Source organism: Jannaschia marina (genome assembly GCF_013404595.1).
Classification (GTDB): Bacteria; Pseudomonadota; Alphaproteobacteria; order Rhodobacterales; family Rhodobacteraceae; genus Jannaschia; species Jannaschia marina.
In genome coordinates, this window is sequence record NZ_JABVAX010000001.1 from 636971 (window position 1) to 651838 (window position 14868).

The following is a 14868-nucleotide window of genomic DNA, read 5'->3' on the forward strand; positions in this document are numbered from 1 at the left end:
GCGGCGGTGACCGACTGGATCGCCGCCATCGAGGGCACGGAGACCGGTCACAACGTCGCCCTGCTGCTCGCGCTGGCGGCGGCGTTTCTCCATGCGCTCTTCGGGGCGTTGCAGAAGGGCGGAACCTACGATCCCTGGACGTCGCGCACGGCGATCGACGTCGGCATCTTCGCGCTCTCCGCGCCCGTGGCGCTCTTCGTCGTGCCCTGGCCGCCGCTCGCGCTCTGGTGGGTACTCCTTGGGATGGTCGCGATCCAGTTCACCTACAAGGCGTTGCAGGGGGCGACCTATCAGCGCGGGGCCTATACCGTCGTCTACCCGGTCGTGCGGGGGACGGGCCCGCTCTTCACCGTCTTCGGCGCGGGCCTCATCTTCGGCGAGAGCTTCACGGGGCTCCAATGGCTCGGCGTCGCGCTCCTCTTGGCCGGGCTTTTCGGGCTCTCGGCCTACAACATGGCGAAGATCACGGTCGACCGCGCGACGCTCGGGCCGGCGCTCGGTCTCGCGGTTCTGACCGGGCTTCTGGTGGCGGTCTACACCACCTGGAACGCCTGGGGCATCCGCGCGATGGAGAACCCGTTTACCTTCCTCGCCTGGTTCTTCATGCTCACCTCGATCGACTTCCCCCTGATCGCCGCCCTGCGCGGCAAATGGCACCGGCCGGAGCCCGCTTTGATACGCCTCTCGCTCGTTGGGGCGGTGGTCGCGCTCGGCTCCTTCGGTTCGATTATGATGGCCACGCGCCTCGACAGTGTGGGGGAGGCGGCGATCCTGCGGGAGACGTCGACGGTCTTCGCCGCCCTCATCGGCTGGCTTCTCCTGAAGGAGGCCGTGGGGCCGCGGCGTCTCCTGCTCATGGCGCTCATTGCTTTCGGCGCGGTGGTGGTGGAGTTCGGCGGCTGAAGCCCCTAGATGATGCCAAACGACGAGGAGCGCCGCCATGACCGCAGAGACCAAGGACGTGCCCGGCTGGGTCAAGACGACGCTGGAGCTCGGGCCCGTCCTGCTGTTTTTCGCGGGCTACTTCTACCTCAAGGACGAGACCTATCTGATCGGCGGCAACGAATACGGCGGTTTCATCGTCGTCACGGCGCTGTTCATCCCGCTCATCCTTCTGACGACCGGCATCCTCTGGTGGCTGACGGGCACGCTCAGCAAGATGCAGATCTTCACTGCCGTCCTCGTGACGATCATGGGCGGGCTCTCGGTCTGGCTCAACGACGAGCGGTTCCTGAAGGTGAAGCCGACACTGCTCTACCTGCTCTTCGCCGGCATCCTCTTCGCGGGGCTCCTGCGCGGGCGCAGCTTCCTGGCTGACGTGCTCTCCGAGGCGCTGCCGCTCAACGAGACGGGCTGGATGATCCTGACGAAGCGGATGGCCTGGTTCTTCGTTGCGCTCGCCGTCGCGAACGAGCTGGTCTGGCGGTTCCTGTCGACCGACATCTGGGTCACCTTCAAGACCTTCGACATGCCGGTCGCGCTCTTCGCCTTCCTCATGGCGCAGGCCGGCCTCTTCAAGGCGCACGCGCTCGACGACGACGAGGAGGAGGCCTGAGGCGGGGCCAGCCTATTCGTCGTCAGGCTTCTTCATTCGTTTCTTTGACGGGGCCTTGCGTGGCTTCGAGACGCCGCGCCCTCGCTGACCCCCTTTGCGCAGGCTGACAGAGGTGTCGGCCCGCAGGCGCGCGGTCCGTTCGGCCTTCGTCTCGCGCGGCGTGCTGTCTTTCGGGCGCGCGGCGCGGTCCGGACGACTTCCCGACCCGTCGTTGCGGGTTACCGGAGGCTTGCCGGTTCGCGGCTTGTCGGGGCGGGCCGCGCGATCGGCGCGGTCTGCACGGGGCGGCTTGCCGGCGGGCTTGCCCTTGCCGAAACGCGGCCGTTCGTCGTCACGACCGCGACGTCCGCCTTTTCCCTTGTCGATCAGGCGGTCGCCCGACGGACGTGGCTTGCGGCCCTTGCCGGCTCCCTTGCCGTCGCGCCCCGCACGGGCGTCCTCTTTCTCTTCCGGCATCGGGCTCTCCTTCCGGGCTTCCGCCAGTTCTCCGTCCCAGGTATCGCCCAACTGGTCGCGCAGGACACGGGGCCTGACCTCCTCGACGGCACCGGCGGCGAGGGTGCCCAGCTGGAACGGGCCGTAGCTCACCCGGATCAGGCGGTTCACGTAGAGGTCGACGGCGGCGAAGGCGCGCCGCACCTCGCGGTTGCGCCCTTCGCGCAGGCCCACCGTCAGCCAGGCGTTCGCCCCCTGCTGCCGGTCGAGCGTGATCTGCATGCCCGCGAAGGTCTCCGGTCCGTCGTCGCCCTCGACGGTGATGCCCGTGCGGAGCCGGTCGAGAACCGCGTCCTCCGGCGTTCCGTTCACCCGCACGCGGTAGCGGCGCAGCCAGCCGGTGGCCGGCAATTCGAGTTGCCGTTTCAAGCCGCCGTCGTTCGTCAGGAGAAGCAAGCCCTCGGAGTTGAGGTCGAGCCGCCCGACCGAGAGCACACGGCCAAGTTCCGGCGGCAAGGCATCGAAGACGGTTTCCCGGTCCTTTTCGTCCTTCTCGGTCGTCACGAGGCCCGCGGGCTTGTGGTAGAGCCAGAGCCGCGCGCCCTCGGGCGTCGGCAGCGGCTTTCCGTCAACCGCCACGCGGTCTCCCGGCACGACGTTGTGCGCCACGTTCGACACCGTCCGCCCGTTCACCGTCACGCGCAGGTCGGTCACCATGCGTTCGGCGTCCCGGCGCGAGGCGAGGCCCGCGCGGGCGATGACCTTGGCGATCCGCTCGCCGGCTCTGTCCGTTTTGTCCGTCATGGGGGCGATCTACGCCTCTTGCCCGGTCGGGGAAAGCCTTGCGTGCGGCGGCGGCGCGGGGCATGGGCGGGGGATGTTCCGTTCGTTCATGCCTGACGCGCTGGAAGAGGCGCGCGCCGCTGCCCTGCGCGGCGAGGTGCCCGTCGGCGCGGTCGTCACCCGGGGGGCGGATGTACTCGCCCGGGCAGGGAACCGGACACGTGAGTTGAACGACCCGACCGCCCACGCGGAGATGCTGGCGATCCGCGCGGCATGTGTGGCACTGGGGCAAGAGCGGCTGACGGGCTGCGCGCTCTGGGTCACGCTGGAGCCCTGCGCGATGTGCGCGCAGGCGGTTGCCCACGCACGGCTGGATCGTCTCCATTTCGGGGCGGCCGATCCGAAATCTGGCGGCGTACTCCACGGCGCACGCGTTTTCACGCATCCGCAGACGCACCACCGCCCCGACATCCACGACGGGATCGACGCGGAGGCCTGCGCCGCCCTTCTGCGGGAGTTCTTCGCGGGGCGGCGCGGCTGATCAGTCTTCGGATTCGTCGGTCACGCAGGTGCCCGTCGACGTCAGGTCGGACCCCTGAGGGCAGGGACCGGCATCTTCCCCCACCGGGGCAGTTGTTCCGGGCGCGGCAGCCTGACCGCCACCGGCGGTGTTACAGGCCGCGAGCGCCATGAGGGCAGTCATCAGGAGGGGAAGGGTGGTGCGTGTCATCGGGTCTCTCCGTTGCAGGTGATGCAATCCGAACGCGTCGCATGCCAAAAAGGTTCAAACGCGAAAGCGCCGGTCCGACGGAGTGGCGGACCGGCGCTCACCGAAGCACGAGGGGGAAAGGGCTTCAGTCTTCTGCCGCGATCTTGGTGAAGATCGCCTGCGCCTTGGCGCTGTGTACGCCTCGGTCGCTTTTGATGGTGGTGAGCGTCGGCTGGGCCGCTGCTTCGTCACCGAGGGCCGGGCTGACGCCCAGGGCCAGGGGGGCGGAGAGAGCGGCGACCAGCAGGGCGGGCTTTGCAAGATGGTACATCGTGCTGTCCTTCCTTCGGGTGGTTGCCGGTGGTGGGGTGGCCCGTCCCGGAGACGGGGCGGGCCGGGGGAATTACTCGTCTTCGGCGTTGGCGGCCTGGATGCGGTCGAAGATGGCCTGCGCGGTGGCGCTGTGCGCGGCGTCGCCGCGGGTGGCCGGCGTGGTCGAGACGATCACGTCGCCGCCTTCCTTGCTCTGGTTGAACTTCGCGATGACGTCGGTGTTGGCGAAGGCCGGGGCCGAGAGGGTGGCGAGAACGGCGATGAGGGCGATGAACTTCATGGTGGTCTCCTGTAGGTCTTGCGTTGCGATGCGACCCTGCCGGCCGCGTGATGCAAGGGATATGCGCTCGACCTTACTCACTAACAATGCACGACGGCGTGAATATTCGTAATTTTCGGTGCGCTCATGCGGAGGTCGTGCCTGCGTGTCGCACCAACCTCAAGGTTGCGTGAGACCCCGTCGCATTCGCGTGATCCTTGAGATCCGATGGTGGTCGGAGACCGTACCCGTCGATCAGCGTCCAAACCGTTTCCGCCACGCGGGCCGGAATCCGGACCGCGCGGCGTGGACGCCCCGCGCGATGGCGCGGGCAAGGCAACCGGCGGCGGCGTGGCCAAGGCGCAGCGCATCCCAGACCGGATCGGGCAGCGGCACTGCCCCCGTCGCCGCCGCGAAGACGAGATCGCCGTCGAGCGGCGTGTGGCTCGGCTGGATCGCGCGTGCCATGCCGTCGTGCGCGGCGGTGGCCAGTCGCGTCGCCTCGGCCTGCGTCAGCGCGGCATCTGTCGCGATGATGGCAATGGTGGTCGAACGGCCCGGTGTCGCGTCGCCATAGGGCTCCCACGCCGGATCGAGCTGGCCGGCCGGGCGGCCGCCGAACTCCTCGCCCATCTCCCAGGGGGCCGCGAAGAAGCGGCCGGCGTCGTCGCAGGTCCGCCCGAGCGCGTTGACCGCGACCAGCGCGCCGACGGTCACGCCGCAGTCGAGCATGGCGGAGGCCGAACCGAGCCCGCCCGCGAGGTCGAGCGTCGTCGCCCCGAAGCCGGCTCCGGTTGTGCCGATGTCGAAGTCGGTCGCGGCCGCGTCCAGGGCCGCCCGCCCGAGGCCGCCATACGGATTGTGCGTCCAGAGCTTGTCGCCGCCGTTCAGGAGGTCGAAGAGGATGGCCCCCGGCACGATGGGCACCCGCATGTCGCCGACCGCGAAGCCCCGCCCCATGGCGCGCAGTCCATCCGCGACGCCCGACGCCGCGTCGAGCCCGAAGGCCGAGCCGCCGGATAGGACGAGCGCGTCGACCTCCTGCACCAGCTTGTCGGGGGCGAGAAGATCCGTTTCCCGCGTGCCGGGGGCTCCGCCCATGACATGGACGCCCGCCGTGAAGGGGGCGTCGGCCAGAAGGACAGTCGCGCCACTGCGTAGCGTTTCGTCCTGCGCATTGCCGACCCGCAGGCCGGCGACGTCGGTGATGAGGTTCCGGGGGCCGGGGCGCATGTCACTCCGCCTCGGGCAGAAGCGCGCGGGTGATCCAGCCGGGGAAGCGACCGACGACGCGGAGCCGGTCGGTCGGTCGAAGGTGCACATGAGCGCCGGGCAGCAGCAGGACGAGCGCGTCCGTTTCCGACACCTCCGGCCCGTCGCCTGGATCGAAGTATTGCGCGAGCCGCCGCGCGGCGGGCGGCAGAAGAACCTCGACCTGATCGAAATCGGCCTCCGGGGCAACGTCGAGGAGATGGGCAAAGGCCAGTTGCTGCGTCGCGAATCCGCCCGCCAGCACCCCAATGGAGACACGGAACCGCATCGCTCAGAGCCGCGGCTTCGGGGCGGCGGGCGCGTCGGCATCGCCGGTGTTCGGCTCGCCCTTGGGTTCGATCAGGAGAACCTCGACCTCCACCTCGGCCCGCGGGCGATGGCGCACGCCGGCGGGCACCACGTAGAGGTCCCCGGGTCCGAGCGGCACGCTCTCCTCCCCTTCGATATCCATGACCATCTCGCCCTTCAGGACGAGAAAGAAATCATCGCTGTCCGCGTGCGAATGGAAGGGAAACTCTCCCTTGAACTTCACGACCATCACATCGTTGGTGTTGTAGTCCGCGACGACATGCGGATCCCAGTGGGTGCGGATACGGGCCAGCTTCTCGTCCAGCGTGACCTTCATGGCGCTCTCCTCAGATGCAGCGGCCGCCGTCGACCTCGAGGCCGACCCCGGTGATCATCGCGGCCTCGTCCGAGCAGAGGAAGGTGGCGGCGTGGCCCATGTCCTGCGGGGTGGAAAACCGGCCGAGCGGAATGGTGGCGAGGAACTTCGCGCGCATCTCCGGCGTGTCCTCGCCCATGAAGCTCGCCAGAAGCGGCGTGTCCCCGGCGACCGGGTTCAGGCAGTTCACCCGCACGCCATGGGGCGCAAGCTCCACCGCCATGGCCTTGGTCGCGGTGATCATCCAGCCCTTGGAGGCATTGTACCAGTTGAGGTTCGGGCGCGGCGAAACGCCCGCCGTCGACGCCACGTTGAGGACCGCGCCCGACCCCACGGCCTTCATCCGCGGCACGACCGTCCGCGCCGAGAGATAGACCGACTTGGCGTTCACCGTCAGGACACGGTCGAACTCCTCTTCCGAGACCTCTTCCATCGGTTGCGGCAGGTGGGTGATGCCCGCGTTGTTGACCAGTACGTCGATCCGCCCCCAGTCCGCCATGGCCCTTTCGGTCAGCGCCGCCCAGTCGTCGGCGCGGGCCACGTCCATCGCGGCCCAGTCGCAGCCCTGCGCCGCGGCGACCTTGGCGGCTCCCTCGGTGTCGCGATCCGCGATCAGGACGCGCGCGCCCTCGGCCACGAAGGTGTCCACGATGCCGCGCCCGAAACCCGAGGCCCCGCCCGTCACGATCGCCGTCTTGCCGTCCAGTCTCATCGCGTCCTCCCTTGCGTCTTGATGCCCGAGCGGGCGGGCCCGCGCAATCGCGCGGTTCCGATGTGCTATGCTGGTGGCGTCAATCAGAGGAGGGCCGAGTCGTGACGTTCGAGGAAGTGGCGAATGAACTTGTGAAGGGCTGCCGCGAGGGGCGGGAGGCCGAGAACCTCGAGAAGCTCTATGCCGAGGACGCGGTGAGCGTCGAAGCGGCCGACATGGGAAACGGGCGCGAGACGAAGGGGATCGAGGGCATTCGCGGCAAGCACGCGTGGTTCGAGAGCATGTACGAACAGGTCTCCGGCGACGCCTCCGACCCGATGCCCCATGGCGACGACCGCTTCGCCGTGATCTTCGACATGGATATGAGGAAGCGCGAGACGGGCGAGATCGAGAAGATGCGCGACATCGGCGTCTACACCGTGAAGGACGGCAAGATCGTGCGGGAGGAATTCTTCTACCCGCTTGGCTGACCCCGTGCCTGCCACATGAGGATGAGCGCGATCGGAAGGCCGATGAGGCCGCCCAGATAGGCCGCGTTGTGCATCGCACCGGCGCGGTTGAAGGCGACCGCATCGACACCCTCGGGCCGCCACCAGCGGTCCGGGGGCGAGGGGAAGAGCGTCTCGACGAGCAGGCCCGCGAGCGCGGCGGCGAAGGTCGCGGCGAGGACGACGAGGATGGCGCGCAGCCCGCTGCGGAGATAGGCGCGGCGGTCGCGCAGGAGGATCAATCCGGTCCCGAGGACGGGCAGGCCGATCACGAGCCCCATCCACCAGCTCGCCAGCACCCCGACGAGGGCCGCGCCGAAGCGGGGCGGCATCGTTTCGGGGATGGCGAACTGCCGGAACTTGAAGGCGTGGTAGTAGTCGGGCGAGACGGTGTAGCTGATCTGGTCGTTGATGGCGCCATAGACCGCCGCCGCCAGGCATGCGAAGACGAGGAGCAGGGGAAACGACAGGCGTTTCGGCAGGCCGCCCTCAGCCATGGTGGACCGCGACGGTCTTCAACTGGCTGAACCCGTAGAGGGCCTCGAACCCCTTTTCGCGCCCATGCCCCGATTTCCCCACGCCGCCGAAGGGCAGCTCCACGCCCCCGCCCGCGCCGTAGTTGTTGACGAAGACCTGCCCTGCCTTGAGGTCGCGGGCCATGCGCATCTGTCGCGCGCCGTCGCGGGTCCAGACGCCTGCGACGAGGCCGTAGTCGGTGCCGTTGGCGATGGCGATGGCTTCCGCCTCGGTCTCGAAGGGGAGGACGACCTGCACGGGGCCGAAGATCTCGGCCTGGGCCAGCGGGTGATCGGGCGTCGCGCCGGTCAGGAGGGTCGGGGCGACGTAGTGGCCGCCGTCTCCAACGACCTGACCCTGCGCGGCCACGGTCAGGTCTTCCGCCTTGGCGAGGAAACCCTCGACGAGTTCCCTTTGCCGCGCGGAGATGAGCGGCCCGACGTCGAGGTCGTCGAGCGCCGGACCGACGCGGAGCGCGTGATAGCGCGCGGCCATCCGCGCGACCACGTCGTCGTGCAGCGAACGATGGACGAGGATGCGGGAGGCCGCGGAGCAGGTCTGCCCCGCGTTCTGGATGCCCGCGTTCACGAGAAACGGCAGGGCGGCGTCGAGATCGGCGTCCTCGAAGACGATCTGGGGGGATTTGCCGCCAAGCTCCAGCGTCACGGGGATGACGTTGCGGGCGGCGGCCTCCTGCACAAGCTGGCCCGTGCGGACCGACCCGGTGAAGCTGATGTGGTGGACGCCCGGATGTGCCGTCAGCGCCGCGCCGGCCTCGGCCCCGATCCCCGGCACCACGTTGAGCGCGCCGTCGGGCAGGCCTGCGTCCCGGGCTATGCGCGCGAAGGCGAGCGCGGTCAGGCAGGCTTCCTCCGCGGGCTTCAGGACGCAGGCGTTGCCCATCGCAAGCGCCGCGCCGACGGAGCGACCGATGATCTGCATCGGGTAGTTCCAGGGCACAATATGGCCGGTGACGCCATGGGGCTGCCGCAGGGTGAGGACGGTGTAGCCGTCGAGATAGGGGATCGTCTCCCCATGCAGCTTGTCGGCGGCCCCGGCGTAGAATTCGCAGTAGCGCGCCAGCGCCACGGCATCGGCCCGCGCCTGCTTGAGCGGCTTGCCGACGTCGAGGGCTTCGAGCGTGGCAAGCTCCTCGACCCGGTCCAGCACGGCCTGTCCGATGCGGGCGAGGACGCGGCCGCGCTCGAGCGCGGTCATCCGACCCCATTCGCCCCGGAGCGCCTGATCCGCGGCGGCCACGGCGGCGTCGATGTCGCGGGACTGGCCGCGCGGGATCTCGGCGAGCGTCGTTCCGTCGGACGGATTGCCCAGCGGGAGTGTGTCGGAGGCGCGCAGCCAGCGTCCCCCGATGAGCATTTCGGCGGGGTCGAACCAGAGGGCGTCGGTCATGGGGGCTCCGGGCGTCGTCTCGTGCACGATCGCACGCTCCCGGTTTGAGCGACCGGAATCAAGGGGGCGAGGCCGGATGCGCGTTCGGGCCCAGCATCAGTGTTGGTCGCCGCGCAGCCACTTCGCCGGGATCGTCGGCGCGGCCGCCAGCAGCGCGCGGGTGTAGTCGTGGGCCGGCCTCTCGAAGATGTCCGCGGTCGGGCCTTCCTCCGCGATCCGGCCGGTCTGCATCACCAGAACGCGGTCGGCCACGGCGCGCACCACGGTGAGGTCGTGTGTGATGAAGAGATAGGCGAGGCCGAGACGCACCCGCAGGTCGTTTAGCAGTGCCAGTACCTGCGCGCGCACGCGGACGTCGAGCGCGCTGACGGCTTCGTCCAGCACCAGCACCTCCGGTGCAGTGATGAGCGCACGGGCGATGGCGATGCGCTGCCGTTGCCCGCCGGAGAACTCGTGCGGATATTTGTCGAGGTCGCCGGCGGAGAGCCCCACCTGTTCGAGCGCCGTGATTGCGCGCGCCTCGGCGTCGGCGGGCTTTCCGGTGAGATGGAACGGTTCCTGCACGAGCCGCCGCACCGTCCAGCGCGGGTCGAAGCTGCCGTAAGGATCCTGGAAGACGACGGAGATGCGTGCGCGGTCGGCGCGCGTCATCGCCGGGCCGACGGGGCGGTCGAGGAGCGCGATGCTGCCCTCCTGCACCGGCTCCAGACCGAGTAGCGCGCGGGTCAGGGTGGACTTGCCACAGCCCGACTCGCCCACAAGGCCGAGACACTCGCCCCTGTGGAGCGTGAGAGAGACGCCATCGACGGCGGTGAGTGCGCCGTAGCGGCGGGTGACGGTGTCGGCGGTGAGGACCGGCGCGGGTTCGACGGTTCGGGCCGGGCGGGGCTTCGGCTGCGCGGCGGCAAGAAGGTCGCGGGTGTAGGGATGCGCGCGGGTGCGGAAGAGGGCTTCGGTCGTGTCGGCCTCGACGATTGCCCCGTCCTTCATCACGGCAACCTCGTCGGCGAGACCCGCAACCACGCCGAGGTCGTGGGTGATGAGCAGGAGCGCCATGCCCTCGTCACGCACCAGATCGCGCAGCAGGTCGAGGATCTGGGCTTGCGTGGTGACGTCGAGGGCGGTCGTCGGCTCGTCCGCGATCAGCAGGCGGGGACGGCGCGCGATGGCGAGCGCGATGCACACGCGCTGCCGCTGCCCGCCCGACAGTTCGTGCGGGTAACGGTCGAGCGGGATCGGCCCGAGGCCCACGCGATCGAGCTTCTCGCGCGCGATCCGCAGGGCTTCGGCCCGGGATGTGCCGCGCAGGCGCAGCGTCTCGGAAACCTGCGCGCCGATGGTCTGCACAGGGTTGAGCGCGGTCATCGGCTCCTGGAAGATCATGCCGATGTCGTTGCCCCGGATGCCGAGCCATTGCCGTTCGGCCAGCTGTGTGAGGTCTGTGTCGTCCATATGGATCGCGCCCGTCGTGGCGCTGCCCTTCGGCAGGAGGCCGATCAGAGCGAGGGCGGTCATGGACTTGCCGGAGCCGGATTCGCCGACGAGGCCGGTGATCCGGCCTTCTTCGAGGGTCAGGGAGACGTCGCTCAGGATCGGCGTGCCGTGGATCGCAAGCGAGAGGGAGGCCATTCGGAGAAGCGTCTTGCCCGGCGGCCCTTCCATCCCGGCTGTCACATCCGCACCCGGCGCAGTCTAGGATCGAGCGCATCGCGCAGCCCGTCGCCTAGAAGGTTGAGCCCGAGGACCATTAGTACGATGGCGAGGCCGGGCAGGACGGCCAGCTGCGGCTCGGTATAGATCATCGTCTGCGCATCGGCGAGCATCCGGCCCCAGCTTGCCGTCGGAGGCTGCGCGCCGAGGCCGACGTAGGAGAGCGCGGCCTCCGCCAGGATGCCGAGCGAGAACTGGATCGTCGCCTGCACGATCAGCAGGTTCGCGACATTCGGCAGGATATGCTGCGCCGAGATCAGCAGGCGGCCTTTCCCCGCGACCCGCGCCGCCATGACGTAGTCGAGCGTCCAGAGCGGCAGTGCCCCGCCGCGCGCCACGCGGGCGAAAACGGGGATGTTGAAGATGCCGATGGCTAGAATTGCATTGAGGGCGGAGGGGCCGAAGACAGCGGTGATGAGGATGGCGATAACGAGCGAGGGAAAGGCGAAGATGAGATCGTTGCCGCGCATGATGACCTCGTCCAGCCAGGAGCCGCGCGTTGCCGCCGCCCAGAGACCGAGGGGGACGCCGAGGCCGACGCCGATGCCCACGGCGACAAGCGCCACGGCGATCGACGTGCGCGCCCCGGCCATGAGCATCGAGAGCATGTCGCGGCCGAAGTGATCGGTACCGAGGGGATGTGTGAGCGAGGGCCCGAGGCTGCGCTGCGAGATGTCGAGCGCGGCGATGTCGTGGGGCAGCCAGAAGAGGCTGAGCGCCGCCGCCCCGGCAAAGAGCGCGGTCAGTACCGTGCCGATGAGCATCGCGCCCCTCACCGCGCGGCCCTCCGGCGCAAGCGGGGGTCGGCGAGCGTGTAGGCCAGCTCCACCGCAAAGGTGACGGCGATGACGGCGAAGACGAGGAGCATCGTCACCGATTGCACGACGATCAGGTCGCGTTGGGTGATGCCCTGGAAGATGAGCCGCCCGAGGCCCGGCAGGAAGAAGACGTTCTCGATGATGATCGCGCCCGCGAGCAGGAAGGAGAATTGCAGCCCCAGGATCGTCAGCACCGGGATCGCGGCGTTGCGCAGGGCGTGGCGGATCGTCGTTGCCCGACGGGAAAGCCCCTTGGCGCGGGCGGTGCGGATATAGTCCTGATCGAGCGTGTCGATGAGCGCCCCGCGCAATACGCGGGCGAGGATCGACGCCTGCGGCAAGGCAAGCGCGACGGCGGGCAGGGTGAGCGCGAGGAGCGCGGCCCCCGGGTCGGACCAGCCGGGGAACCCGCCCGCCGAGACCCAGCGGAGCTTCACCGCGAAGAGGAACACGAGCAGCATGGCGAACCAGAAGTTCGGCACCGCGATGCCCAGCTGCGTGGCCCCCATCACGCCCCAATCCGACGCCTGCCCCCGCCGCGTCGCCGCCAGCAACCCGGCGGGCAGCGCGATCAGCACCGTCAGGAGCAGCGCGTAGAGCGCGAGCGGCGCGCTCACCCCGATGCGGTCGGCCACGAGGTCGGCGACCGGCACGCGATAGGTATAGGAGGTGCCGAAGTCACCGGTCAGCATCCCGCCGGCCCAGGCGATATAGCGTTGCACAAACCCGCCCTGGAGCCCGAGCTCGGCGCGCAAAGCGGCGATCGTGTCGGGCTGCGCGTTCAGGCCCAGCATGAAGGCCGCCGGGTCGCCGGGCACCGCCTGCAACATCACGAAGATGACGACGCTCGCCACCACGAGCGACAGCGCGAGCGAGATCAGCCGGGTCAGGAGTGCGCGGGCCATGGGCCGGAGGCTAGACGCCGTGGCAGGGCGGGGGAAGGGCAAAGGCCGTCATGGAACTGTCATGCGGCTGTCACCGGGCGGTGACGCAGGGGGGGCTTCTGGGCGACGACCACAGTTTCCGGAATTTCGTCATGACCCGTCCGTTTCTTCTCTCCGCAAGCCTGATCGCGCTCGCCAGCGCCGCCGGGGCCGACGCCTTCAATCGCATCGCCAGTTTTCCGGTCACGGCGAACCTGCCCGAGGGCACAGGCCCCGAAACCGAGACCGCGCCCGAGATCGTCGCGGCGACGGGCGACGGCATGATGCTCGTCTACACCGACAGCCCGCTGGGCGCGCTCGGCTTCATCGACCTGACCGACCCCGCCGCGCCCGCTGCGGCCGGGGTAATGAGGCTCGACGGGGAGCCCACGAGCGTCGCCGTCGCGGGCGGTCACGCGCTGACCGGGGTGAACACCTCCGAGAGTTTCACCGATCCTTCGGGCAAACTCGTCGCCATCGACATCGCGGACCGGGCCGAGGTCGCTGCCTGCGATCTCGGTGGGCAACCTGATGCCGTTGCCATCGCCCCGGATGCCGCCTTCGTGGCTGTGGCCATCGAGAACGAGCGGGACGAGGACCTGAACGACGGTGTCCTGCCACAGATGCCGGCGGGCAACGTCACGATGTTCGACCTCGACGAAAGCGGGCTGCCGCTCTGCGACACGCGCCGCGTTGCCGACCTGACGGGGCTTGCGGAGGTCGCGCCCTCGGACCCGGAGCCCGAGTTCGTGGCGATCAACGCCGCGGGCGAAACCATCGTGACCCTGCAGGAGAACAATCATCTGGTCGTGCTCTCGCAGTCGGGCGAGGTGCTGTCGCACTTCAGCGCGGGCAGTGTCGATCTCGACGGCATCGACGCCACGGACGAGCGCGGCGCGCTCATTTTCGACGAGAGCCAGCCGGGCCGCCTGCGCGAACCCGACGCCGTTGCCTGGATCGACGGCGATCACTTCGCGACCGCGAACGAGGGCGACTACGAGGGCGGCTCCCGCGGCTGGACGATCTGGTCGAAGGACGGAGAGGTCGTCTGGGACGCGGGGACCAGCTTCGAGCAGGCCATCGTCGAGATCGGCCACTACCCCGACAAGCGGTCGGACGCGAAGGGGGTGGAGCCCGAAAGCGTGGCCTTCGCCGAGGTGGCGGGCATGCCGATGGTCTTCGTCGGTGCCGAGCGGGCGAGCGTGGTCGGCGTCTACGACGTGAGCGATCCCGCTGCCCCGACGTTGACCCAGCTTCTGCCGTCGGGGGTCGGACCCGAGGGCTACGCGGTGCTGGCGGAGCGCGGCCTTCTCGTGACGGCGAACGAGGGCGACCTGATCGAGGATGGCGGCGCGCGGGCGCATGTGATGATCTACGAGTGGCAGTCGGGCGACGCCGTCTATCCGCATCTGACCTCTGCCGGCGCGGACGACCTGATCGGCTGGGGCGCGATTTCGGGTATGGTGGGGGACGGCGACGTCATCCGGGCCGTGTCGGACAGCTTCTACGGATACCAGCCGCGCATCTTCACCATCGACGTCTCGGCGACGCCGGCGCGGATCGTCGACGCGGTGGACGTGACTCGGGCGGGCCGCCCGGCGCAGAAGCTCGACCTTGAGGGCATCACGACGGATGGCGCGGGTGGCTTCTGGCTTGCCTCGGAGGGGCGCACGGAGCGGTTGATCCCCCATGCGCTGATCCGCGTCGATGCGACCGGAGAGATCGTGGACGAGGTCGCGCTGCCGGCTGAGTTGCTGGCCCACGAACGCCGCTTCGGCATGGAAGGCGTGACACGCGTGGACGGCGCGCTCTGGATCGCGCTGCAACGGGAGTGGGGCGATGACCCCGAGGGCCACGTGAAGCTCCTGCGCTACGACCTCGAAAGCGAGGACTGGGCCGCTGTCCGTTATCCGCTGGAGCCGGCCGAGAGCGGCTGGGTCGGCCTGTCGGAGATCACTGCGCACGACGGTTTCCTCTGGATCGTGGAACGGGACAACCAGATCGGCGAGGCCGCCCGCGTCAAGCAGTTGACCCGCGTGGCGCTCGACGGCCTCGCACCGGCACCGCTGGGTGGCGACCTGCCGGTCGTGGAGAAGGAGGTCGTGCGCGACCTGCTGCCCGACCTGCGCGCGACGGGCGGCTTCGTACTAGACAAGGTCGAGGGTTTTGCGGTGACGGGCGATGGGCGTGCCTTCGTCTCAACCGACAACGACGGGGTCGATGACCACTCGGGCGAGACGTTGTTCTTCGAGGTCGACCTGAACTGATTTCTTCAAGCCAT

The 14868-nt window shown here is 69.2% G+C and carries 18 protein-coding genes; 5 read left to right on the forward strand and 13 right to left on the reverse strand.

Annotation, left to right across the window (positions count from 1 at the left end; all coding sequences use genetic code 11):
- The first annotated feature begins 6 nt into the window (after positions 1-6).
- Together HSX43_RS03290 and HSX43_RS03295 are read left to right on the forward strand one after the other, a co-directional pair.
- Positions 7-903, forward strand: coding sequence for an EamA family transporter (locus HSX43_RS03290; protein WP_179378647.1), 897 nt, complete (start codon positions 7-9; stop codon positions 901-903).
- A gap of 37 nt (positions 904-940) precedes the next feature.
- The gene (locus tag HSX43_RS03295) at positions 941-1555 is read left to right on the forward strand and encodes an inner membrane-spanning protein YciB (protein ID WP_179378648.1); all 615 of its coding nucleotides are present in this window, start codon (positions 941-943) and stop codon (positions 1553-1555) included.
- A gap of 12 nt (positions 1556-1567) precedes the next feature.
- On the opposite strand, the gene HSX43_RS03300 is transcribed toward HSX43_RS03295, so the two are convergent.
- Positions 1568-2794, reverse strand: coding sequence for a pseudouridine synthase (locus HSX43_RS03300; protein WP_179378649.1), 1227 nt, complete (start codon positions 2792-2794; stop codon positions 1568-1570).
- Between the two features lie 73 nt (positions 2795-2867).
- On the opposite strand from HSX43_RS03300, the gene HSX43_RS03305 reads away from it, so the two are divergent.
- Positions 2868-3314, forward strand: a complete 447-nt coding sequence (locus tag HSX43_RS03305) for a nucleoside deaminase (protein ID WP_235962456.1) — start codon at positions 2868-2870, stop codon at positions 3312-3314.
- Here the strand turns inward: HSX43_RS03305 and HSX43_RS03310 are convergent, their stop codons facing one another.
- The 7 genes from HSX43_RS03310 to HSX43_RS03340 all read right to left on the reverse strand — a co-directional run bounded on the left by HSX43_RS03310 (position 3315) and on the right by HSX43_RS03340 (position 6722).
- Complete coding sequence (locus tag HSX43_RS03310) at positions 3315-3503, reverse strand: hypothetical protein (RefSeq protein WP_179378650.1); 189 nt, start codon at positions 3501-3503, stop codon at positions 3315-3317.
- A gap of 124 nt (positions 3504-3627) precedes the next feature.
- The gene (locus tag HSX43_RS03315; protein ID WP_179378651.1) at positions 3628-3813 is read right to left on the reverse strand and encodes a hypothetical protein; all 186 of its coding nucleotides are present in this window, start codon (positions 3811-3813) and stop codon (positions 3628-3630) included.
- A 72-nt stretch (positions 3814-3885) separates the two neighbouring features.
- Positions 3886-4095 (reverse strand): hypothetical protein, encoded by a 210-nt coding sequence (locus tag HSX43_RS03320; RefSeq protein ID WP_179378652.1) that lies wholly within the window; start codon positions 4093-4095, stop codon positions 3886-3888.
- Positions 4096-4329: 234 nt separating this feature from the next.
- Positions 4330-5307, reverse strand: coding sequence for a P1 family peptidase (locus HSX43_RS03325; RefSeq protein ID WP_179378653.1), 978 nt, complete (start codon positions 5305-5307; stop codon positions 4330-4332).
- Between the two features lies 1 nt (position 5308).
- Entirely contained in the window at positions 5309-5614 is a 306-nt protein-coding gene (locus HSX43_RS03330; protein WP_179378654.1) for a hypothetical protein, read from the reverse strand.
- 3 nt (positions 5615-5617) lie between these two features.
- A complete protein-coding gene (locus HSX43_RS03335; RefSeq protein ID WP_179378655.1) occupies positions 5618-5971 on the reverse strand; it encodes a cupin domain-containing protein in 354 nt (117 codons plus the stop codon).
- A gap of 10 nt (positions 5972-5981) precedes the next feature.
- Positions 5982-6722, reverse strand: a complete 741-nt coding sequence (locus HSX43_RS03340; protein ID WP_179378656.1) for an SDR family oxidoreductase — start codon at positions 6720-6722, stop codon at positions 5982-5984.
- Between the two features lie 101 nt (positions 6723-6823).
- Between HSX43_RS03340 and HSX43_RS03345 the strand changes: the two genes are divergently transcribed.
- On the forward strand, positions 6824-7192 hold the full coding sequence (locus HSX43_RS03345) for a SnoaL-like domain-containing protein (protein WP_179378657.1): 369 nt from the start codon (positions 6824-6826) through the stop codon (positions 7190-7192).
- Here HSX43_RS03345 and HSX43_RS03350 read toward each other — a convergent pair.
- The 5 genes from HSX43_RS03350 to HSX43_RS03370 all read right to left on the reverse strand — a co-directional run bounded on the left by HSX43_RS03350 (position 7177) and on the right by HSX43_RS03370 (position 12569).
- Entirely contained in the window at positions 7177-7707 is a 531-nt protein-coding gene (locus HSX43_RS03350; RefSeq protein ID WP_179378658.1) for a hypothetical protein, read from the reverse strand. The genes HSX43_RS03345 and HSX43_RS03350 overlap by 16 nt on opposite strands.
- On the reverse strand, positions 7700-9136 hold the full coding sequence (locus HSX43_RS03355) for an aldehyde dehydrogenase family protein (protein WP_179378659.1): 1437 nt from the start codon (positions 9134-9136) through the stop codon (positions 7700-7702). Before HSX43_RS03355 ends, HSX43_RS03350 begins: the two co-directional genes overlap by 8 nt.
- Positions 9137-9232: 96 nt before the next feature.
- Positions 9233-10765 (reverse strand): dipeptide ABC transporter ATP-binding protein, encoded by a 1533-nt coding sequence (locus HSX43_RS03360; protein ID WP_235962457.1) that lies wholly within the window; start codon positions 10763-10765, stop codon positions 9233-9235.
- Between the two features lie 41 nt (positions 10766-10806).
- Positions 10807-11610 carry an ABC transporter permease gene (locus HSX43_RS03365; protein ID WP_208454446.1) on the reverse strand — a complete coding sequence of 268 codons (804 nt, stop codon included), beginning with the start codon at positions 11608-11610 and terminating at the stop codon, positions 10807-10809.
- An 8-nt stretch (positions 11611-11618) separates the two neighbouring features.
- On the reverse strand, positions 11619-12569 hold the full coding sequence (locus tag HSX43_RS03370; RefSeq protein ID WP_179378662.1) for an ABC transporter permease: 951 nt from the start codon (positions 12567-12569) through the stop codon (positions 11619-11621).
- Positions 12570-12700: 131 nt separating this feature from the next.
- Between HSX43_RS03370 and HSX43_RS03375 the strand changes: the two genes are divergently transcribed.
- Entirely contained in the window at positions 12701-14854 is a 2154-nt protein-coding gene (locus HSX43_RS03375; RefSeq protein WP_179378754.1) for an esterase-like activity of phytase family protein, read from the forward strand.
- Positions 14855-14868: the final 14 nt, after the last annotated feature.